The 21,254-nt window shown below is 65.5% G+C and carries 18 protein-coding genes; 5 read left to right on the top strand and 13 right to left on the bottom strand.

The window, feature by feature from the left end:
* Nucleotides 1-7: 7 nt before the first annotated feature.
* Entirely contained in the window at nt 8-1,165 is a 1,158-nt protein-coding gene (gene cyoA, locus N2604_RS38560; RefSeq protein ID WP_260373123.1) for a ubiquinol oxidase subunit II, read from the bottom strand.
* 182 nt (nt 1,166-1,347) lie between these two features.
* On the opposite strand from cyoA, the gene N2604_RS38555 reads away from it, so the two are divergent.
* Nucleotides 1,348-2,676 (top strand): MFS transporter, encoded by a 1,329-nt coding sequence (locus N2604_RS38555; RefSeq protein WP_260373122.1) that lies wholly within the window; start codon nt 1,348-1,350, stop codon nt 2,674-2,676.
* 51 nt (nt 2,677-2,727) lie between these two features.
* Here N2604_RS38555 and N2604_RS38550 read toward each other — a convergent pair whose 3' ends face one another.
* Both N2604_RS38550 and N2604_RS38545 read right to left on the bottom strand, forming a co-directional pair.
* Complete coding sequence (locus tag N2604_RS38550; RefSeq protein ID WP_260373121.1) at nt 2,728-3,222, bottom strand: VOC family protein; 495 nt, start codon at nt 3,220-3,222, stop codon at nt 2,728-2,730.
* Nucleotides 3,223-3,536: 314 nt separating this feature from the next.
* Complete coding sequence (locus N2604_RS38545; RefSeq protein WP_260373120.1) at nt 3,537-4,082, bottom strand: carboxymuconolactone decarboxylase family protein; 546 nt, start codon at nt 4,080-4,082, stop codon at nt 3,537-3,539.
* A 127-nt stretch (nt 4,083-4,209) separates the two neighbouring features.
* Between N2604_RS38545 and N2604_RS38540 the strand changes: the two genes are divergently transcribed.
* Both N2604_RS38540 and N2604_RS38535 read left to right on the top strand, forming a co-directional pair.
* Nucleotides 4,210-5,424, top strand: a complete 1,215-nt coding sequence (locus tag N2604_RS38540; protein WP_260373119.1) for an acyl-CoA dehydrogenase family protein — start codon at nt 4,210-4,212, stop codon at nt 5,422-5,424.
* A gap of 121 nt (nt 5,425-5,545) precedes the next feature.
* Entirely contained in the window at nt 5,546-6,685 is a 1,140-nt protein-coding gene (locus N2604_RS38535; protein WP_260373118.1) for an acyl-CoA dehydrogenase family protein, read from the top strand.
* 202 nt (nt 6,686-6,887) lie between these two features.
* On the opposite strand, the gene N2604_RS38530 is transcribed toward N2604_RS38535, so the two are convergent.
* From N2604_RS38530 to N2604_RS38485, 10 genes are all read right to left on the bottom strand, one after another.
* Nucleotides 6,888-7,925, bottom strand: a complete 1,038-nt coding sequence (locus N2604_RS38530; protein WP_260373117.1) for an amino acid ABC transporter substrate-binding protein — start codon at nt 7,923-7,925, stop codon at nt 6,888-6,890.
* A gap of 87 nt (nt 7,926-8,012) precedes the next feature.
* Nucleotides 8,013-8,606 (bottom strand): L,D-transpeptidase, encoded by a 594-nt coding sequence (locus N2604_RS38525; protein WP_197954834.1) that lies wholly within the window; start codon nt 8,604-8,606, stop codon nt 8,013-8,015.
* Between the two features lie 363 nt (nt 8,607-8,969).
* The gene (locus tag N2604_RS38520; protein ID WP_260373116.1) at nt 8,970-9,941 is read right to left on the bottom strand and encodes a hypothetical protein; all 972 of its coding nucleotides are present in this window, start codon (nt 9,939-9,941) and stop codon (nt 8,970-8,972) included.
* Between the two features lie 102 nt (nt 9,942-10,043).
* Nucleotides 10,044-10,607, bottom strand: a complete 564-nt coding sequence (locus tag N2604_RS38515) for a thioredoxin family protein (RefSeq protein ID WP_260373115.1) — start codon at nt 10,605-10,607, stop codon at nt 10,044-10,046.
* Between the two features lie 30 nt (nt 10,608-10,637).
* Nucleotides 10,638-11,336, bottom strand: a complete 699-nt coding sequence (locus N2604_RS38510) for a cytochrome c biogenesis CcdA family protein (RefSeq protein WP_260373114.1) — start codon at nt 11,334-11,336, stop codon at nt 10,638-10,640.
* Between the two features lie 486 nt (nt 11,337-11,822).
* Nucleotides 11,823-12,434, bottom strand: coding sequence for a sigma-70 family RNA polymerase sigma factor (locus N2604_RS38505; protein ID WP_260373113.1), 612 nt, complete (start codon nt 12,432-12,434; stop codon nt 11,823-11,825).
* A gap of 430 nt (nt 12,435-12,864) precedes the next feature.
* Nucleotides 12,865-13,596: a response regulator gene (locus N2604_RS38500; protein ID WP_036020286.1), complete on the bottom strand. Its 732-nt coding sequence runs from the start codon at nt 13,594-13,596 to the stop codon at nt 12,865-12,867.
* Between the two features lie 24 nt (nt 13,597-13,620).
* Nucleotides 13,621-15,366, bottom strand: a complete 1,746-nt coding sequence (locus N2604_RS38495) for a DUF3369 domain-containing protein (RefSeq protein ID WP_260373112.1) — start codon at nt 15,364-15,366, stop codon at nt 13,621-13,623.
* Nucleotides 15,336-17,366 (bottom strand): ATP-binding protein, encoded by a 2,031-nt coding sequence (locus tag N2604_RS38490; protein WP_260376388.1) that lies wholly within the window; start codon nt 17,364-17,366, stop codon nt 15,336-15,338. The genes N2604_RS38495 and N2604_RS38490 overlap by 31 nt, the downstream gene beginning before the upstream one ends.
* Before the next feature lie 54 nt (nt 17,367-17,420).
* The gene (locus N2604_RS38485) at nt 17,421-18,431 is read right to left on the bottom strand and encodes a TRAP transporter substrate-binding protein (RefSeq protein WP_260373111.1); all 1,011 of its coding nucleotides are present in this window, start codon (nt 18,429-18,431) and stop codon (nt 17,421-17,423) included.
* Between the two features lie 286 nt (nt 18,432-18,717).
* Between N2604_RS38485 and ugpB the strand changes: the two genes are divergently transcribed.
* On the top strand, nt 18,718-20,040 hold the full coding sequence (gene ugpB, locus N2604_RS38480; RefSeq protein ID WP_260373110.1) for a sn-glycerol-3-phosphate ABC transporter substrate-binding protein UgpB: 1,323 nt from the start codon (nt 18,718-18,720) through the stop codon (nt 20,038-20,040).
* 252 nt (nt 20,041-20,292) lie between these two features.
* Nucleotides 20,293-21,252 (top strand): phosphotransferase, encoded by a 960-nt coding sequence (locus N2604_RS38475; protein WP_260373109.1) that lies wholly within the window; start codon nt 20,293-20,295, stop codon nt 21,250-21,252.
* Nucleotides 21,253-21,254 lie beyond the last annotated feature (2 nt).

Here is a 21,254-nt window from a genome sequence, read left to right as displayed (position 1 = left end):
TCTGACTTCAGGAATCGGACTTGGGACGCTGTCCGAGGAAGAAGGACGAGGACTTCAGCGGCGTGAACGACGGCCGCTTCAGGCCGGCACCTAGGAGCGGCGCGGTGTCGACGGGTGCCGTGATGGACGCGGTGGTCTTGCCCTGCGGCGCATCCGGCGTGCAGGTGCCGGCGACGAAGCTCGGCTCGGGTCCGAGCACCGTGCCGCGGCGGGCATACTTGTCGTAAGCGAGCGGCAGCGTGTTGTTCAGGCCCTGATGGCCATTGCCGCCCTTGGCGTCGATCGCCATCATCTCGCTCTGGCACATCTTGCCGGTCTCGACGCACATGTTGAGGATCAGGCGGTAGAGATCGGCATCGACGGTGCCCCAGCGCCGCACCGGCTCGTTCTGGCTGGGCTTCTCCAGCTGAAGATATTCGGCGCGGCCGAGCGAGTCGCCGGCGGACTTGGCGCTGGCGATCCAGGCGTCAAAAGCCTTGTCGTCGAGGCCCTGAAAGTTGAAGTGCATGCCGGAGAAGCCGGCGCCGCTGTAATTTGCCGAGAAGCCCTTGTAGGTGCCGGCGTGGTTGACCACGGCGTGGAGCTTGGTCTCCATGCCCGGCATCGCGTAGATCTGGCCGGCGAGCGCGGGGATGTAGAACGAGTTCATCACCGAGGACGCCGTGATGCGGAAGGTGATCGGGCGATCGACCGGAGCTGCGAGCTCATTGACGGTGGCGATGCCGTAATCCGGGTAGATGAAGAGCCACTTCCAGTCGAGCGCGACCACGTCGACCTCGAGCGCCTTGGACTGGTCCACCGCGCGCTCGGCATGGATGCGGCCGAGCGTGCGATAGGGGTCGAGCAGATGCGTGCCCATCCAGGTCAGCGCGCCCAGGCAGACGATGATCAGCAGCGGCGCCGACCAGATCACCAGCTCGAGCTTGGTCGAGTGATCCCATTCCGGCTCGTAGCGGGCCGAGGTGTTGGACTGGCGGTAGCGCCAGGCGAACAGCACCGTCAGCGCCATTACGGGCACGACGATCAGGAGCATCAGGACGGTGGAGATGATGACGAGGTCACGCTGTTGCGCGGCGATATCGCCGGCTGGCGCCAGCACGACGTAGTCGCAGCCGCTGAGCGCGGCAGCCAGAGGTAGTAGCGCCAGGATCTTGAGACGAGACACGGGCCGAGCCTTATGAGAATGAGTTTCCTTTGCGGGGCCAACGGGTAGCTGCGGCGCAACAATCCGGACATTGGACAATTTGTCCAATGTTGCAGTGCGGGAGCTTGGGTCAGACAGGGGCAGATTGCCTGGCGTCCCGCCGGGCGGTCGGCTTTGGTTTTCAGGACGTTAAGGGCGCACGAATGGCGACGGCACAGACCCCCGCAATGGCAGACCTCCACTCGGGCGAGCACGGCCACGACCAGGCCAGTCCCGGCGAGATCGCCATCGGCGTCATCATCGGTCGCACCTCGGAATTCTTCGACTTCTTCGTCTTCGCGATCGCCTCGGTGATCGTGTTTCCGCGCCTGGTGTTCCCGTTCGCGAGCGAGCTGACCGGCACCCTCTATTCCTTCATGGTCTTCGCGCTGGCCTTCATGGCCCGTCCGATCGGCACCGTCATTTTCATGACGATCGACCGGGAATACGGCAAGACGGCCAAGCTGGTGTCGGCGCTATTCCTGCTCGGCACCGCCACCGTCGCGCTCGCGTTCCTGCCCGGCTATCAGGAGATCGGCGTCGCCGCAATCTGGCTGCTGGCGCTGGCGCGCATCGCGCAGGGTCTGGCCTGGGGCGGCGCCTGGGACGGCATGGCTTCGCTGCTGGCGCTGAATGCGCCGGCCTCCCAGCGCGGCTGGTACGCGATGGTGCCGCAGCTCGGGGCGCCGCTCGGCCTGATCGTGGCGAGCGCGCTGTTCGCCTATTTTGCCGGTCTCCTCTCGGCCGATGATTTCTTCGACTGGGGCTGGCGCTATCCGTTCTTCGTCGCCTTTGCCATCAACGTCGTCGCGCTGTTCGCGCGCCTGCGTATGGTGACGACGGAAGAATACGCCACGCTGTTCGAGACCCGCGAACTCCAGCCGGCGCGCATCTCCGAGACGGTCGCGCGCGAAGGCCAGAACATCATGTTAGGCGCCTTCGCGCCGCTGGCGAGCTTTGCGCTGTTTCACATGGTCACGGTGTTTCCGCTGTCCTGGGTGTTCCTGTTCACCCGCGAAAGCCCGGTGCGCTTCTTGATCATCGAGATCGTCGCCGCCGTGTTCGGCGTCGCCGCGATCGTGGCCTCCGGCATCATCGCCGACCGCGTCGGCCGCAAGTCGCTGCTGATGGGATCGGCGATCGCGATCGCGGTCTATAGCGGCTTCGCGCCGCAGCTGCTCGACGCCGGCGCGTTCGGCGAGACCATCTACATGGTGATCGGCTTCATCCTGCTCGGCCTGTCCTTCGGCCAGTCGTCGGGTGCGATCGCCTCGAACTTCCGGCAGGCCTATCGGTACACGGCGTCCGCGCTGACCTCCGACATGGCCTGGCTGTTCGGCGCCGGCTTCGCCCCGCTGGTCGCGCTGCTGCTCGCCACCAATCTCGGCGTCATCGCCTCGGGTGCGTATCTGTTGTCGGGCGCGTTCTGGACCCTGCTTGCGCTCTGGCTCAGCGGCCAGCGCGAGGCGGGCGACATGGATGCGGGGCGCTGATCACGCAGCGCATGCAGGGTGGGCAGAGGCGCTGGTCGCGCCGTGCCCATCTCACCCCTGCCGCTGCCTCAACAGCGCTTCGACATCCAGCCGCTTGGTGAACATCGCGAGCTTCCCGTCAGGCCCGAACGGCCATTGCTCCCGCGGCTTGTCCCAATACAGCTCCACGCCATTCTGGTCGGGGTCGCGCAGGTAAAGCGCCTCGCTGACGCCGTGGTCGCTGGCGCCATCGAGCGCAATGCCGGCCGTGAGCACCCGATGCAGCGCATCCGCCAGCGCGGGGCGCGTCGGAAAAAGGATCGCGGTGTGATAAAGCCCGGTCGTGCCTGGCGGCGGCGGCGAGCCGCCCTTGCTCTCCCAGGTGTTGAGCCCGATGTGGTGATGATAGCCGCCGGCCGAGATGAAGGCTGCGCCCGAGCCCATCCGCTGCATCAGCTCGAAGCCGAGCACGCCGCAATAGAAGCCGAGCGCACGATCGAGATCGGCGACCTTGAGGTGGACATGGCCGATCCTGGTGCCGGCAGGAATGGCGGGGCCTTGCGACATGTGAATACTCCGTTGAAAACATGCACATGGGGCGCGCGCCGGGACAGCGCTACTGGAAATCCCGAAACGCATCGTTTCCGGAAGGAGACCCGACTATGGCCCGGTCCCCCTCGACATACGCAGTGCTGTGGCCTCCTTACAGCTAGGGCACGCTATCACGCGTTCCATTCTCTCGGAGGTGAATGGGATGTCGGTGACGCTCAGGTCAGCTTGCCCGCAAAACGGACAGCCGATCCGCGCATTCCGGTCGCTCGCGAGTTGCTGAACGACGGCAGTCCATCTCTTTGCTTTGCTCTGAACGGTCATCGCACGATTTAGGATAGCTCCGACACCTCACCGTCGGGCAGGCCGAACTCAAATGTGTTCAGCGTCATCGACACCAGCGTGTAATAGCCGCACAGGCCGATCACCTCGACGACGCCGCGCTCGCTGAGCAGCTTCACCGCCTCATCATACAGGCCCTTCTCAACGCCGTGGCCCTCGTGCAGCGACTTCGCGAGATCGTAGATCATCTTGCCCTTGGGGTCGTCGAAGTCGGGCGTGCGGCGGTCGCGGATCGCCTCGATGATCTCGGGCTTCATGCCGCCGGCGAGCGCCAGACGCTTGTGCGCATACCATTCGTAATGCGCGGTCCAGTGCCGCGCCGTCACCAGGATCGCGATCTCCGAGAGCTTGGCCGGGAAGATCGTGTCGAAGCGCAGCACCTCGCCGAGCCGCGTCGCATGGCGCGCCATCTCGGGGCTGTTCAGCCAGGCCATCATCGGCGCCGGCGGCTTGCCGCGCTTGCCGGCGATCGACTCGTCATAGGTCTGCCGCTGGCTCTCGTTCATTTCGCCAGGCGAAAGAAGCTTCAGGCGCATTGTCGTTTCCTCTTTGTTTTCAAGGCTCGCCGCAGCGGCGACTATAACCGATAAGTGGTTGAATTCCGCGGGGGCTTGGCCCAGACTCGGCGGCAACAATTCGAATTTTGGGTGATGGAAACGACCAATGACCGATCTCAAAACCAGCGATTCTGAATCCGCCGATCTCGAAGCATTCCGCCACGAGACACGCGCCTGGCTGGAGGCCAATTGCCCGCCGGAGATGCGCAAGCCCGCAACGTCGGATGCCGACGTGTTCTGGGGCGGACGCAACGCGAAATTCTCGTCCGAGCCGCAGCGCATCTGGTTCGAGCGCATGCGCGACAAAGGCTGGACCGTGCCGGACTGGCCGCGGGAATATGGCGGTGGCGGCTTAAGTGCTGCCGAGCACAAGGTGCTGCGCGCCGAGATGGCGCGGATCGGCGCGCGGCCGCCGCTGTCGAGCTTCGGCATCTGGATGCTCGGGCCGGCGCTCTTGAAATACGGCAATGAGGCGCAGAAGAAGGAGCATCTGCCGAAGATCGCCGCGGGCGAGATCCGCTGGTGTCAGGGCTATTCCGAGCCGAACGCCGGCTCCGACCTCGCCTCGCTGCAGACCCGCGCCGAGAGCGACGGCGACGACTTCATCATCAACGGCCAGAAGATCTGGACGAGCTACGCCAACTACGCCGACTGGATCTTCTGCCTGGTCCGCACCGATCCGACCGCGAAGAAGCACGACGGCATCAGCTTCATCCTGTTCGACATGACCTCGAAGGGCGTTTCGACCAAGCCGATCCTCTTGATCTCCGGCTATTCGCCGTTCTGCGAGACCTTCTTCGACAATGTGCGCGTGCCGAAGTCGCATGTGGTCGGCACCATCAACCGCGGTTGGGACGTCGCGAAATATCTGCTCCAGCACGAGCGCGCGATGATCTCAGGCATGGGCGAGCGCGGCGTCGGCCGGCCGCTCGGCCAGATCGCGGCCGACTCCGTCGGCACCGATGGGCAAGGCAGGCTCGACGACGCCATGCTGCGCGGCCAAATCGCGCGCTTCGACGTCGATGAAGCCGCGTTAGCTGCCTGCGCCGAGCGCGCGGTCGATCTCGCCAAGGCCGGGCAGGCGCATCCGGCGTTTTCCTCGGCGATGAAATATTACGGCACCGAGCTCAACAAGCGCCGCCACGAGATCCTGATGTCGGCCGGCGGCGTCGATGCGCTGGAATGGGAGAGCGAGCGCTCCAGGCAGGGCGCCCGCCCGCGCGCCTGGCTGCGCACCAAGGCCAATTCGATCGAAGGCGGCACGTCCGAGGTCATGCTCGGCATCGTCGCCAAGCGCATCCTGGATCTGCCGGGGGCGTAACTCACCGTCGTTCCGGGGCGGTCCGCAGGACCGAACCCGGAACCTCGAGATTCCGGGCTCGCGCTATCGCGCGCCCCGGAATGACAGCAACAGATTTGTAAGACTCAGAGACGCAACGCACATGGCCCTCGTCCTCACCGAAGAACAATCCATGCTCCGCGACTCCGCGCGCGGGCTGATCAGCGACAAGGCGCCGGTGTCGCACCTGCGCCACCTGCGCGACAGCAAGGACCCCACCGGCTTCTCCAAGGAGCTTTGGCATTCCTTCGCCGAGATGGGTTTTGCCGGCCTGCTCGTGCCGGAAGAGTTCGGCGGCAGCGGGCTCGGCTATGTCGAGGCCGGCGTCGTGATGGAGGAGATCGGCCGCACCCTGATGCCGTCGCCCTTCCTCGCCACCTCCGTGGTGGCGGCATCAGTGCTGACCCGCGGCGGCAATGCCGCGCAGAAATCGGAATATCTGTCGAAGATCGCGAACGGCTCGCTGCTCGCGACGCTCGCGATCGACGAGGGCGCCAAGCATCGCCCGCTGCAGACCAGCCTCAAGGCCGTGCGCGCCGGCAACGGCTTCAAGCTCTCCGGCGCCAAGGCGCTGGTGGTCGACGGTCACGTCGCCGATCTCCTCATCGTCGCCGCGCGCACCGCAGGCGCCGCCGGCGAACGCGAGGGCCTGACGCTGTTCCTGGTCAATCCCAAGGCCAAGGGTGTTGCGATCGAGCGCACCATCATGGTCGATGCGCACAATGCGGCGCGGATCGAACTCGCCAATGTCGAGGTCGATGCCGACAGCGTGCTCGGCGAGGTCGACCAGGCGGCCGGCCTGCTCGACGGCGTGCTCGATATCGGCCGCGGCGCGGTCGCCGCCGAAATGGTCGGCCTCAGCGACGAGGTCTTTGGCCGCACCGTCGAGTATCTGAAGAGCCGCAAGCAATTCGGCAAGCTGATCGGCGAATTCCAGGCGCTGCAGCATCGCGCCGCCGAGCTCTATATCGACATCGAGATCACCCGTGCCGCCACCATGAAGGCGCTGCAGGCACTGGACGCCGACGTCGTCAAGGCCGCACCCGCCGTCGCCGTGGCAAAAGCCCGCGCCGGCACCACCGCCACGCGCGCGGTGCAGGAAGGCGTGCAGATGCACGGCGGCATGGGCATGACCGACCAGTTCGACATCGGCTTCTTCATGAAGCGCGCCCGCGTCTGCGAGGAGCTGTTCGGCGATGCGAACTACCACACCGAGCAGCTGGCCAGGTCGCGGGGGTATTGAGGATCCTGTAGCCCGGATGGAGCGCAGCGAAATCCGGGTTCTTTCCGCACGGCGAGACCGCCCCGGATAACGCTACGCTCCATCCGGGCTACGGCGGTTGAGATTGTGGGACGCGCTTGCTCCAATCTCGTCATTGCGAGCGCAGCGAAGCAATCCAGACTTTCACCATGGAGGCATTCTGGATTGTTTCGTCGCAGTGCCCTTACCGCATCGGCGGCGCGTATTGCACGCCACCCGCGTTCCACAGCTGGTTCATGCCGCGCGGGATCTTCAGCTTCGACTTCTCGCCGATGTTGCGATCATACATCTCGCCGTAATTGCCGACGTGGCGGATGATGCGCGCGGCCCAGTCCTTGGTGAGGCCGAGCTGCTCGCCGTAATTGCCCTCGGTGCCGACGAGGCGCATCACTTCCGGCTTCTTCGACTTCAGGGCCTGGTCGATGTTCTCCGAGGTCACACCCAGCTCCTCGGCGTTGATCATGGCATACAGCGTCCATTTCACGATCATCATCCAGTCGTCGTCGCGCTGGCGCACGACGGGGGCGAGCGGCTCCTTGGAGATCATGTCCGGCAGGATCATGTGGTCGCCGGGCTTCGTCAGGTTCAGCCGCAGCGCATAGAGCTGCGAGACGTCGGCGGAGAACGTATCGCACTTGCCGCTGTCGTAGGCCTTCACCACGTCGGCGAGGTTGTCGAACTTCACCTCTTCATACTTCATGTTGTTGACGCGGAAGTAATCGGCGACGTTGAGTGTCGTCGTGGTTCCGTTCTGCACGCAGACCTTGCTGCCGGTCAGGTCCAGCGAGGTCTCCTTGTTGCGCGTGCGCGGCACCATGAAGCCGACGCCGTCGTAATAGGCCACGGCCGGAAAATACAGGTCGTAGTCGAGCTCGCGTGCCATGCTCCACGTCGTGTTGCGTGAGAGGATGTCCACCTTGCGGCTCTGCAGCTCCTTGAAACGCTCGTTGGCGTCGAGCGGAACGAACTTCGCCTTGCCAGGGTCATTGAAGATCGCAGCAGCCACCGCGCGGCAGAAATCGACGTCGAAGCCGGTCCAGTTGCCCTTGTCGTCGGGGATCGAGAAGCCCGGCAGGCCCTTGTTGACGCCGCACAGCACTTCGCCCCGGCGAACGGTGCGCTTCAAGGTGCGGGTGTCGTAGAATTCATAGATGATGGCCAGGACGGCGACCAGCACGGCGACCGCGAGCCCGATCAGCAGGCCGCCACGAAAAGTGCGCATGATGTCTCTCTCTCGAAAGTATCGGAAAAGGAATGGGAGGAGGGCACGGAGCATGATCCCGAGGGATCATGCTCAAACCTGCGGTCGTTACAGCTCGGGCTTCTGCCGAATGACGACCTTGGTGCCGACAGGGACGCGATCGTAGAGATCGGCGACGTCGTTGTTGACGAGACGGAAGCAGCCCGACGACACCTTGGTGCCGATCGTGTCGGGACGGTTGGTGCCGTGGATGCGGTAGACCGTGGTGCCCAGATACATGGCGCGGGCGCCGAGCGGATTGCCGGGCCCGCCGGCCATGAAGCGCGGCAGATAGGGCTGGCGCTGGATCATCTCCGGCGGCGGGGTCCAGTCCGGCCACTCCTTCTTGTTGGTGATGGTCACCAGCCCCTGCCACTGAAAACCGTCGCGGCCGACGCCGATGCCGTAGCGGATGGCGCGGCCGCCGGGCTGCACCAGGTAGAGGTGGCGCTCGGCGGTCGAGACGATGATGGTGCCCGGCGCTTCCGTGGTTCGGAAGTAGACCACCTGCTTCTGCCATTCCGGCTCGAGCTGGTAGGACTCGTCGGCGATCAGGCCCGGCTCGTCGCCGCGGTCCGGCTGCTGGGCGAAGGCGTGCGGCGTGGACAAGACCAGTCCCATAGCAGCCACGAAAATCCCGGTCAGGCGACGAAAATCCGTCATTTCAAGCTCTCCCCGCTGCCACAGCGCAAATCATTCGGAACCATCAAACCTGAGGGGCAAGTTCATGGCAAGTTGATGGCGCGCCGTCCTGGCATGTCACGAGAATGCTTTGGTTTTTTGACGGGCCTGGCGCAATGCCACGAATAGGGGATGGCGCGAAAAGCATAGGTCGCGGTCGCGATGGTAGTCCGCTCCCTCCCCTGCTTGCGGGGGAGGGCTGAGGAGAGGGTTTCTCCTCCAGGGAGATTCCCCCGGAGGAGAGAACCCTCACCCGCGCCTTCGGCGCGACCTCTCCCGCAAGCGGGAGAGGCGCAGACCGAGCTCGCGGAAGGACTAACTCCGACAAGAAACGCTGCGCGTCCGTCAGATCTTGTTGCTCTCCGCCGCGATTCCGAGTCGCCGCACGATCTCCGTCGCCACGGCGCGGGCCTCGACCCGCGAGCCGATCCGGGGGCTGCGAAACCGTCGCCCCGAATGCAGCCGGATCACCACGATGCAATGCTCGTCCTCGGAGCGGCCGCGGCGCTCGACTGTGATCGACTTGACGTCGGGTCCGGCGATCTGGTCGGCCCGCAGGCTGCCGTCGCCCCACAGGCGCTCGACGCGAATATCGTTCGCCCCGATGATCCAGAACGCGCCGGTCGCGAGGTTCGCATAGCGATAGACGGCGAATGCGGCGATCGCGCCCAGCGGCAGCAGCAGGATATCGACATGGCTCGGCGGGAGGCCGCGCCACAGCTTGTAGGCATAGGGGACCGCCGACAAGGCTACCGCGATCAGTGCGACGATGCGGATGTCCCGCGCCGAAAACGCCTCGAGCGGCTCGCCGAGACGCATCTCGGGATTGCTGGCATCGAGCGGGTTGCTCGGCGCCTCGACATTGGGAACGTCGAAATGCGCTGCGATCCACGCCACGGTGTCGCGGACATGGGTGACATCGGGAATCGGCGGCGAGGTCAGGCGCTCGCCCGAGGCAAGCGTGAAGACGAGCTGGAAGCGGGCCTTCACCCTCTTGCTGCCGGGGACCTGCAGCGCCGTGATCTCGTCCTTGCCGACGAGGCGCGTCTTAAGTTTTCCGAACGGCCGCTGCCGGCCGATCAGGATCTCGTCCGGCGTGATGATCCACACCACCGCCGGCGCCATCATGATGCCGACGACGAATCCGGCTCCCACCAGCAGCGCCACCGCCGATATCAGGATTTCCAGGAGGTCCTGCGTGAACAGTCCCGGCGTGAAGCAGAGCGCGACGGCGGCCGCCGAGCCGGCCACGACCAGCCGCTGAGCGATCGAGGAACCTTCACGAAGGCGGATGTCGGTGCTGGCGGTCGCGTCCATTGCGGGCGGCTGATTGCGATGGCGCGAAACTCCACGGACGGCTCCGTGGAGTCAAGCAACAAGGGTGACAATTGCAGGCCGCCGCGCGATGGCCGCGCGGCGTCAGCTGCTCGCATTCAGCAGCCGGGCCACCGTGCGATCGATCTCGTCATAGCGGCCTTCGCCGGCGTGCTGGAACACGATCTTGCCGCTCTGGTCGACGATGTATTGCGCCGGCCAATATTGATTGCGATAGGCGTTCCAGGTCTTGGACTCATTGTCCTGCGCCACCGGATAAGTGATGCCGTGGCGCTTCAGCGCGGCCTGCACGTTCGCGGCCGAGCGCTCGAACGGGAATTCCGGCGTGTGCACGCCGACCACGACGAGGCCCCGATCCCTGTACTTGGCGTAGAGCTCGGTGACGTGCGGCAGCGTGTTGACGCAGTTGACGCAGCCATAGGTCCAGAAATCGACCAGCACGACCTTGCCGCGGAGATCGGCGATATGAAGCGGCTTCGAGTTGAACCAGTTGGTGATGCCGGCGAAGTCGGGCGCGGCCTGCTGGTTCGCGGCGGCGGTGACGACGGGCGCGGCACGTGCGGCCTCGTCGCAGATGCCGGGGATGACGGCGCCTGTGACGGTGATGCCGATCAGTGCAGCAGACATTGTGAGCAGCTTGAGAGCCATGGAAGCGTCCTCCGGTGAAGATGAGGGTGATCACAGGCCGATCTGGCCGGTGGGGTAGAAGCCGGTGAGCCACGCCACGATCAGCGTGTCGTATTGGAAATAGGCGGCGATCGCGAAGCCGATCACGACCACGCCAAAGCCCTGCTGCAGCCGTGGTGAGATCCGCGCCAGGCTGCGCACGCGCGTAGTCGCGGCCTGTCCGCCATAGGCTATTCCCAGCATCGGGATCGCCGCGCCAATGGCATAGGCGACCAGCAGCGTGCCGGCCCAACCGAGATTCTTCGAGGTCGCAACCAGCGTCAGGATCGAGCCGAGCACGGGCCCTGCGCAGGGGGTCCAGACCAGGCCCAAGGTGGTGCCGAGGATCAGCCCGCCGAACGCGCCCTCGCGCTGCGTGGCGCCGGCGTTGCCAAGATCAAGCCAGCCGTTGATCCGGATCGACAGCCATTCGAACGGCGCCGGCCACAGCAGCAACAGGCCGAAGCCGAGCAGCAGGATGGACGCCGCTTCGCGCAGCACGTTCGGATCGAAATCGAAGGCCCGTGTGATCGCGCCGAGCGCCAGCGCGACCGCGGAGAACGAGACGACGAAGCCGAGCGCGATCATCGCGGGGCGCAGACGTCCCGCGCGCCCGATCGAGGCACCGAGCAGGATCGGCAGCATCGGCAGCGTGCAGGGCGCGGCTATGGTGAGCAGGCCGGCGAGGAGAGCGAAGAGCAGGTCGAGCATTGAGGCACTCGTGGCGGAGGTCACGAGGGCTGTTTCGGAATGGATGGGGCGGTCGTTACGAGGCGTCACGCCTTCGTGACGGGGCTATTGCTTTTGCAGAGCACGGTGGCCGCGGGCTCCGCCTCTCCCGCTTGCGGGAGAGGCCGGCGCGCTCGCAGAGTGCGGCGGGTGAGGGTTCTTTCCTCTGGGGGAGTGCCCCGTTGCGGAGGCACCCTCTCCCCAGCCCTCCCCCCGCAGGCGGGGGAGGGAGCGCACCAACCGCGGAGCCGGCAACAACTGAGGCCCAAATACAAAACGACCCGGACGGGGCATCGTCCGGGTCGTTGGAGGTCTTGGGAGGTTTAACGAAACCGTATGGGCGCTTTATAGAGGGGAAGTTTTTCCGCCTGATGTTGTCGATTGTTTCAATTGTTTCATCAGTGGTAACGCTTCCGTGTCCGGGGATAGGGCCAAAGCTGTGATCCTATCCCCTTGAAATCATTGATCTTACGCGGCGAAGCGGTCGACGCCGGCGCCCTTAAGCAAATCGGCGAGCTGCTTGCGGGCATAGAACATCCGCGTCTTCACCGTGCTCTGGGGGATGCCGATGATCTGGCCGACCTCCTCCACCGATTTCTCGTGGTAGTAGATGAGGTTGATGATCTCGCGGTGCGCCGGCGACAGCTTCTGCACGCAGGCGCGCAGGATGGCACTGGTGTCGCTGCGGTCGAGCGAGGTCTCCGGCGTGTCGCAATCGTCCGGAATCTGACGCACGTCTTCCTGATCGATGTCCTCGAAGCGGCGCTGGCGCATCGCGGTCAGCGCCTTGAAGCGGGCAATCGAGAGCAGCCAGGTGGACACCTGCGAGCGGCCCTGGAACTGGCCGGCGGTCCGCCACACGTCCAAGAACACCTGGCTGACCAGATCTTCCGCCGTGGTGGCGTCGCGCACGATGCGCAGGATGAAGCGGTACACCCGCACATTGTGCCGGCAGTAAAGGATGTGCATGGCCGTCCGGTTGCCGTCGGCAATGCTTCCGAGGAGCATGTCGTCCGAGGTCGCCTGAGCGGCAATGATGCTCTGGCTGGCTTGGGCGTTGATGGCGATGACGTTCGGCATGGACTTGGCTCCCCGTAGCGCCGCAACCGAGCGGCGTTTCCTTGGGTCAAAGTGTTAATGAGCCAACGTTTCGGGACGTCTGCACGAAAAGCGGAAAATGGTTTCATGCGCCGCCAAATTGTTTCGTCGCAATCGCCGCGACGAAACATTCGGGACAAAAAACCCTGGAATTTCAATGTGTGGGAAATACGGGGGTGGGAATTCGGGGGCGGACGGGGGCACTGAGGAACGAATCCCGGCGATTTGCGTTTGGTCGCGCCACACCCATTGCTGTCGTCCCGGGGCGCGAAGCGAACCCGGGACCCATAACCCCAGGGAGAAGTGTGGCGCGAGCTTGCCAACTCCGAGTCTTCGCCAAAACCCCAGCCTGTGGTTATGGACCCCGGGCTCGCGCTACGCGCGCCCCGGGATGACGGCGGAGTGAGTCTGGCTACGCCTTCTCGCCCTGCGGCGAGAACAGATAGCCGCCGCCGCGGATGGTGCGGATCACGGCGGGCTTGGCCGGGTCGGGCTCGATCTTGCGGCGGATGCGCATGATGCGCAGATCGACCGCGCGGTCGAAGGCTTCGGCATCGCGGGCGTTCGCAAGCTCGAGCAGGCGCTCGCGCGACAGCACGCGCTTCGGATTGGCCGCGAACACCTTCAAGAGCCCGAACTCGGAGGCGGTGAGCGGATGCTCGTTGCCCTCGTCGTCGCGCAAGGCCTGCGCTTCGAGGTCGAGCCATTTGGTGCCGAAGCGCACCAGCTGCTCCTTGTCCGACTTCGCCGCCGGCGCGTCTGCCGCCTTTGCCGGCCCGCTCCGCCGCAGCACCGAGCGGATGCGCGCCATCAGCTCGCGCAGCTCGCAGGGTTTTGCAACGTAATCGTCGGCGCCGAGCTCGAGGCCGACGACGCGGTCGATCGGGCTCGCGGTCGCCGTCAGCATGATCACGGGCACGTTGATGCGGCTCTTGAGGTCGCGGATGATCGAGAGCCCGTCTTCCTCGGGCATGTTGAGGTCGAGCACGACGAGATCGGGCATGCTGCCCTGGATCGCGGCGCGCAAGGACTTGCCGCCGTCGCACAGCGTCACGGTGAAGCCGTGCATCTTGAGGTAATCGCCGACCATCTCCCGGGCCGGGGCCTCGTCGTCGACGATCATGATGTGCTGGCTTTGAGTCATGGTCTTTGTATCACGGGCTTTGCATCACGGCATTTCAGTCGCGGGCAGGGTGAGGGTGAAGGTCGAGCCCTTGCCGGGGCCTTCGCTCTCGGCGGTCACCTCGCCGCCGTGCATGTCGATGATACGCTTGACGATGGACAGACCAAGTCCCGTCGAGCTCTCGCCGGCGGTCGGTTTGGCCGACAGCCGCTGGAACCGGCCGAACAGGCGGCCGAGATCCTCCGGCGACAGGCCGGCGCCCTCGTCGCTGACGCGGACGATGGTGTCGCTGCCCTCGTGGACGACGGCGACCTCGATCTTCCCGCCGATCGGCGAGTATTTGATGGCGTTGCTGATGAGATTGTCGATCGCCTCGCGGATGCGGTCGGTGTCGCACATGGTGACGACGTTGGGCGGCGCCGTGACGCTGATCGCCTGCTGCTTGTTGACGGCGAGCGGCTGGTTGGCCTCGGCGACCTCCTTGACCAGCGCGGCGACGTCGACCGGCTCGCGGCGGATGGTGATGTCGAAGGCATCCGCCATCGCATCCGAGATCAGGTGATCGACCATCGTGGTCAGGCGCTTGGTGGCGTCGCGGATGTGGTCGACCTGGGCGACCACGCCGCTTTCCGAGGCGCCGGTCGAGATCAGCTCCTTCAGCATCTCGGTGCGGCCGAGAATGACGCCGAGCGGGTTCTTCAGGTCGTGCGCGACGGTGCCCAAAATCTCGTTCTTGAAGCCGTTGGCGCGCTGCAGCCGCAGCCATTGCGCCGAGAGCCGGCGGTTGGCCTGCATCAGCGCGCGGGTGCGCTGGGCGACGCGGTCCTCCAGCTGGGTGTTGGCGTCCTGCAGCTGCTGATAGAGGATGACGTTGTCGAAGGCGATCGAGAGCCGGCTCGAGAAGATCTCGACCAGCGAACGGTCGGTCTCCGACAGCTCGCGCTCGGCCTGGAGCAGCACCACGACCTCGCGGCCCGATCCGGTGCGCAAATAGATCACGCTGCGGTGGTCGGCGAACTCGTTCTTGCGGCGCTGGAACGCGGCCTCCACCATCTCGCGCAGCTCGGGGTCGAGCGCCTTCGAGGAGGTGGTGCCGATGAAGCGGCTGTAGCAGCCGCTGCCGGCGAGCACGGAGAGCTCGGGATCGGTGCCGCCATTGTCGCGCAGCACCAGGATGCCGGCGCAATCGACGTTGAGCAGCGAAGCCAGCTGGGTCAAGACGCCTTCGGCGAGCCGCTGCATCGACTTGAAGTCGTACAGCGTGGACGCTGCGTCGATGATGATCTCGAGCCCGCGCCGCGTCTGCACCATGCGCTCGAGCTGCTGATAGGAGCGCAGCGCCGCGGTCAGCGAGGTGAACAGCTTGTCGGCGGTGAGCTCGGTCTTGGCCTTGTAGTCGTTGATGTCGTACTGCACGATCACGCGCCGCTCCGGCGCCTGGCCGGGCTGGCCGGTGCGCAGGATGATGCGCACGGTCTCGTTCCGGATCTCGTTGCGGATGAACTCGACCAGCTCGAGGCCGGCGACGTCGGTCTCCATGATGACGTCGAGCAGCACGGCGGCGACGTCGCGATGCTCGGCCATCAGCTTGCGCCCTTCGGCCGCGGAATAGGCCGACAGGATCTCCAGGCCCTGGCCGTTCAGGCTGTAGTCCGACAGCGCAAAACGCGTGCCGTCATGCACGGCCGGATCGTCATCGATGACGGCGATCTTCCATTTCCGGGCGTTGCTGTCCTCCGACGCGGTACCGGTGTCGTCGATCAGGTGGAGGACATCGTCCTGTTCGGCCATTGCGAAGATCCGTCACTTTCTGTGCTTTGCGCGCCGCCCTTGGCGACGCGGGGCATGATAATGCGAAAAGTAGTGCCTTGTCCCAGCTTGGATTCCAACATCATGCGGCCGCCGAGCTGCTGGGTGACGAGGTTATAGACGATATGCAGGCCGAGTCCCGTGCCGCCTTCATTGCGCCGGGTGGTAAAGAAAGGGTCAAAGGCCTGGCGCTGCACGTCGGAGGTCATGCCGGCCCCGTCGTCGGAGAAGCTGATCTCGATGTCCTCGGTGCCGCGCGGCCGCGCCGAGATCGCGATCCGGCCGGCGCGGCCGTCGGCGAAGGCATGGTTGGCGGCGTTGAGGAAGAGGTTGGTCAGGATCTGGCCGTAGGAGCCGGGATAGCCGTCGAGCAGCAGACCCTCGGGCACGTCGACCTCCAGCGTGATCGGCGAGCGCTTCAGCACGGGCTTGAGGCTGGCGATGATCTGGTCGGTGGCTTCACTCAGGGAGAACTGCCGCCGCTCGGCATGGGAGCGGTCGACCGCGACCTGCTTGAACGACTGGATCAGCTCGCCGGCGCGCTGGAGATTGGCGACGAGCTGCTGCGAGGCGTCGCGCGAGGACTGCACGAACTCCTCCAGCTGCGAGCGGCGCAGGCCGCCGTCGCCCTTGAGCTGGGCTTCGAAGATCTCGGTGCGCCGGGCAAAGCTCGATGCCACCGTCAGGCTGATGCCGATCGGGTTGTTGACCTCGTGCGCGACGCCGGCAACGAGGCCGCCGAGCGCGGCCAGCCGCTCGGCGTCGATCAGGTTCTGCTGCGCGGTGTTGAGCTCGAGCAGGGCGCTCTCGGCCTTCTCCTTCGACGCGCGCAGCTCGTCCTCGGTCCGGCGCTTGGCGATCGCGTTCTCGCGGAACACCTCCACCGCGCGCGCCATGGCCCCGACCTCGTCGCGCGCCTTGGTGCCCTGCACCTCGCGGTCGAGATCGCCGAGCGTGATCGCGCGCATCGCGGTCATGATCTGCTGCAGCGGCAGGCGGATCGACAGCGCGATCAAGACGCCCGCGGTGAGGATGATGCCGAGGAAGATCACCGCGATCGACAGCACCCGCCGTGAGATGTCCGCCAGCGTGCGGTCGAACGTCTCCTGCGCCTTCTGCTCGCGCTGGCGCATCTTGGTCGAGAGGTCGTCGATGGCGCCGATCGCCTCGGCCTGGCTGGCGTCGATGGTGTTGCGCAAGAGCTCGGTGCGGCTCGCAAGCTGCTCGGAGAGTTTTGCGAAGCCCTCGCGCAGCGCGGCGGTGCGGGCCGCGAGCCGCTGCAAGGCCATCTTCTGCAGGTCGTTGTCGGCGAGATCGATCATGACCGGGATGGTCCTCTCGATCGTCTCGGTGTGGCGGCGCGCGTCGTCGGCGGCGCCCGACGACTGCGACAGATAATAGGAATTGGCCGCGACCAGCATCGCGGTGAAGGCCTCGCGGGATTTGCCGAGCGAGGGCCAGATCAGCGCGTCGCGATGGCCGGTGGCGCCCTCGATGATGGAGTAGAGGCCCGCCATGTCCCTGGCCGGGCCCTGCACCTGCTCCTCATAAGTTTTGGCGATGGTGGACTGCACGCTACGCAGCTCGCCGAAGCCGTTGAGGAAGCGGTCGGTGGTGCGCTCCAGCTCCTCGACCGAGCCCGACAGCATCGGGTCCTTGGCGGCGCGGCCCGTCAGCGTGCCCAGCACCGCTTCGCGCAGCAACAGGATCTCGGCGAACAGGTCCGGGCTCGGCTGGTTGATGTAGCGGTGGATCAGGTTCTGCAGCCGTCCGGTCTCGCTTTCGAGCAGCGCCAGGATCCGGTCGGACTCGCGCACCCGGCGCACGTCGTCCCAGGCCGAGCCGAGCACCTGCGCACCGTTCCAGATCATCGCCACCAGCACCACGACCACGGCGGAGTTCAGTCCTGCGATCGACAGGATGCGCCAGCGGATCGGCACGGCCCGCAGCAGGCCGACGATGCGCGCGCGCAGCTGCCCGATCGGGCCGGGCGGCTTGTCCGCGTGTTCGCTATGTCCAAGCGCAGGCAACAGGCCTCACTCCACCTTGCGAATGCGTTCGATCAGCGCGGCCGCCGCGGGGTCGCGTTCGGCCTTGGCGTAGATTGCGGCCATCGCCTCCTCGAACGGCTTGCGGTCGATGTCCTTGACGATGGTCACGCCGGCTTCCTGCGCCTTGCGCTGCGACTGTTCCTCGAGGTCGCGCCACTTCTCGCGCATGAACCGGCTGGAGCGCTGCGCGGCCTCCTTAAAGATCGTCTGCTCCTCCGCCGACAGGCTCTTCCAGGCCTTCAGCGAGATCACCAGCACCTCCGGGCTCATCGTGTGCTCGGTGAGCGTGTAATGGCCGGCATGCTTGTAATGGTCCGTGGTCACGAAGGATGGCCAGTTGTTCTCGGCGCCGTCGATCAGATGGTTGGCAAGCCCGGTGAGCACCTGCCCGTACGGCAGCTCGACCGGCTCGGCGCCGAGCGCGCGCATCATCTGGCTCATCAACTCCGACTGCTGCACCCGGATCCGCAATCCCTTGAGGTCCGCGATGGTCTTCACCGGGCGGACGCCATTGTAGATCGACCGCGCGCCCGAATCGTAGAAGGCGAGCCCGACGAAGCCGTAGGGCTCGAAGCTGCCGAGGATCTCGTTGCCGACAGGTCCGTCCAGCACCTTCTGCATGTGCTCGATGGACCGGAACAGGAACGGCATCGCCAGCACGTTCATGGCCGGGACGAAATTGCCGATCAGCGCCACGTTGGTCCGGTTGAGGTCGATCGCACCGGCCCGGGTCTGCTCGATGGTCTCCTTTTCCTCCCCGAGCTGGCGGGAGTGGAACACCTTGATCTCATGGCGGCCGCCTGTGCGCTCGGCGATCAGGGCGCCCATGTGGCGCAGCGCCTGGACGGTCGGGTAATTCTCGGTCTGGGTATCGGCGGCGCGAAATTCGCGCGCAACGGCGCCCGTCGCGCGCATGCTCGACGAGACTGCGGCAAGCAGAAGCGCGACGAAGACCACCCCGGTCCGCGAGAGTTCGGCACGGCTCAACACTGGCACACTCAACCCCTCAGTGGTGGAGTCTATGGCGGAAGGAAAAGGTTCAATGCAATCTAAAGCGTTTTCAAGCGAAGTGGATACCGGTTCGCGTAAAGAAACCGCGTCAAACTAAGAATCGAGAGCCCCGTTCCGATCGGAACGGGCTCTAGCAGATGGTTAAGGGAAGGCCATCCCAGGGGGCTGATTGTGCAGTGCGGCCGACGCTCATTCCCGGTTGAAACCGGCTATGTCGCGCCTTAAGCAGGGCGGCCGGCCTTCGCCGTGCGTTCTGGGAAGAGCCATCCTGATGTCAGCCTTGCGCCTCTTGCAGCTCGTCGTCGCCTTTGCGGCCCTCTCATTGGCCGCCCCTGCGCGAGCCGCCACCGAGATCGCGTTGTGGCACGCCATGTCCGGCGAGCTCGGCCGGCAGCTGGAAAAGCTCGCCGCCGACTTCAACGCCTCGCAATCCGACTACCGCATCGTGCCCGTCTACAAGGGCAATTACACCGAGACGGTGACGGCCGCGATCTTCGCCTTCCGCTCGCGCAGCCAGCCCGCCATCGTCCAGGTCAACGAGGTCGCCACCGCTACCATGACCGCGGCCAAGGGCGCGATCTATCCGGTGTTCAGCCTGATGCGGGACCAGGGCGAGCCGTTCTCGCTCAATGATTACCTGCCCGCGGTCTCCGGCTATTACACCGATGCGGCCGGCAATCTGCTGTCGTTCCCGTTCAATTCCTCGACGCCGATCCTCTATTACAACAAGACCATGTTCCGCGACGCCGGCCTCGATCCGGAGGCGCCGCCGAAGACCTGGCCGGAATTGGGGGCGGCCGCGAAGCGCCTGCGCGACCGCGGCGCTGCATGCGGCTTCACCACGTCCTGGCCGTCCTGGATCCATGTCGAGAATTTCTCCGCCTTCCATAACCTCGCGGTAGCGAGCCGGGCGAACGGCTTCGCCGGGCTGGATGCGGAATTGAGCATCAACAATCCGACGCTGGTGCATCACGTCGCGGCGCTCAGCGAGTGGCAGAAATCCAAGCTGTTCGACTATAGCGGCCGCGGCCAATCGGCCGAGCCGCGCTTCCAGAAGGGCGAGTGCGGCATCTTCATCGGCTCCTCGGCGACGCGCGCCGACATCAAGGCCAATTCGAAGTTCGAGATCGGCTATGGCATGATGCCCTATTGGCCCGACGTTGCGGGCGCGCCGCAGAACTCGATCATCGGCGGCGCCACGCTTTGGGTGCTGCGCGACCGTCCGCGCGGGGAATACAAGGGCGTGGCGCGCTTCTTCGCCTATCTGTCGCAGCCCGGCGTGCAGGCCGCCTGGCACCAGAACACCGGCTATCTCCCCGTCACCCGCGCCGCCTTCGAGCTGACGCGCTCGCAAGGCTTCTATGAGCGCAACCCGGGCTCGGCGATCTCGTTCGAGCAGATCACGCTCAATCCGCCGACGGAGAACTCCAAGGGCATCCGGCTCGGCTCCTTCGTCCTGATCCGCGGCGTGATCGAGGACGAGCTCGAGCAGGCCTTCGCCGGCCACAAGAGCGCGCAATCCGCGCTCGATTCCGCCGTCGAGCGCGGCAACAAACTGCTCCGCCAATTCGAGCGCGCAAGTCCGGAGCGGTGACGTGCCGCGATAGGAGCATGCTGCGACCGCGGTGGAGGTGCGCTCCCTCCCCCGCCTGCGGGGGAGGGTTGGGGAGAGGGTTGTCTCTGCAACGGGACACTCCCCAAGAGGAAAAAGCCCTCACCCGGCACGCGGGACGATGCTTCGCATCGCCCGGACGTGCCGACCTCTCCCGCAAGCGGGAGAGGTGCACCGTCTCCTTGGCTTGCGTAGAGCCAACCAAAGCTGAGTGCTTTCGATACGCGAGTGCCAATGACAATCACGCCGCCGCAACAGCTGCCTCACCTCACCGACTCCGCAAGCTTCCGCGCCTTCCGCTCCGCCTCCGCGCAATGGCTGCCGATCGCCCTCGACATCGCACGCGGCCATGGCCTCGACACCGGCTCACCGCATGTGTTTGCGACCGGCACCAATCTCGTGGTCGGCCTCGGCGACAAGCTGATCCTGAAGATCTTCCCGCCGCTGCTCGCAGCGCAATTCGTCTCGGAGCGCGCCGCGCTGGCGCAGCTCAAAGGTCGTCTGCAGCTGCCGATCCCGGAGATCGTCGCGGAGGGGATGCGCGACGGCTGGCCCTATCTCGTCATGACGCGTCTTGCCGGCACGCTCGGCTCGGAGGTCTGGCCTTCACTGCCGGAGCCGCAGAAGGAGCACCTGCTGCGCCAGATCGGCGAGACCATCGCCGCCGTGCAGCGCGTTCCGCCCGGGGAGCTCGCGTCCATCGAGCCGCGCTGGGACGCGTTCATGCGCGCCCAGATGCAGGGTTGCCGCGCCAGGCACATGCGCCTCGGTCTCGCACCGAAATTCCTCGCCGGCCTCGACGACCTCCTGCGCGACGCCGCAAAGCTGATCCCGATGGACGCGCCGCCGGTGATCCTGATCGGCGAATACATCCCCGAGAATTTTCTGCTCGCCTGCGATGACGGCCAATGGTCGCTCAAAGGTCTGTTCGATTTCGGCGACGTGCTGGCGGGATGGCGCGACTACGATTTGCTCGGCCCCAGCGCCTTCATGGCGGCGGGCCGGCCGAGGAGGGTGAAGAGCCTGCTCGAAGGTTTGGGCTATGCGAAGCCGGACGATACGCTCAAGCGCCGCCTGATGGCCCTGATGCTGCTGCACCGCGCCAGCGATCTCAACCGCCATATCTGCATCGCGGGCTGGCAGGAGAGGGCGAATGATCTCGTCGAACTGCAGGAGCTGATCTGGCCGGGCTGAGC

The organism is Bradyrhizobium sp. CB1015, assembly GCF_025200925.1.
Taxonomy (GTDB): Bacteria; Pseudomonadota; Alphaproteobacteria; order Rhizobiales; family Xanthobacteraceae; genus Bradyrhizobium.
The sequence above is the reverse complement of the archived record's forward strand: the minus strand, read 5'-3'. Positions and strand labels throughout refer to the sequence as shown.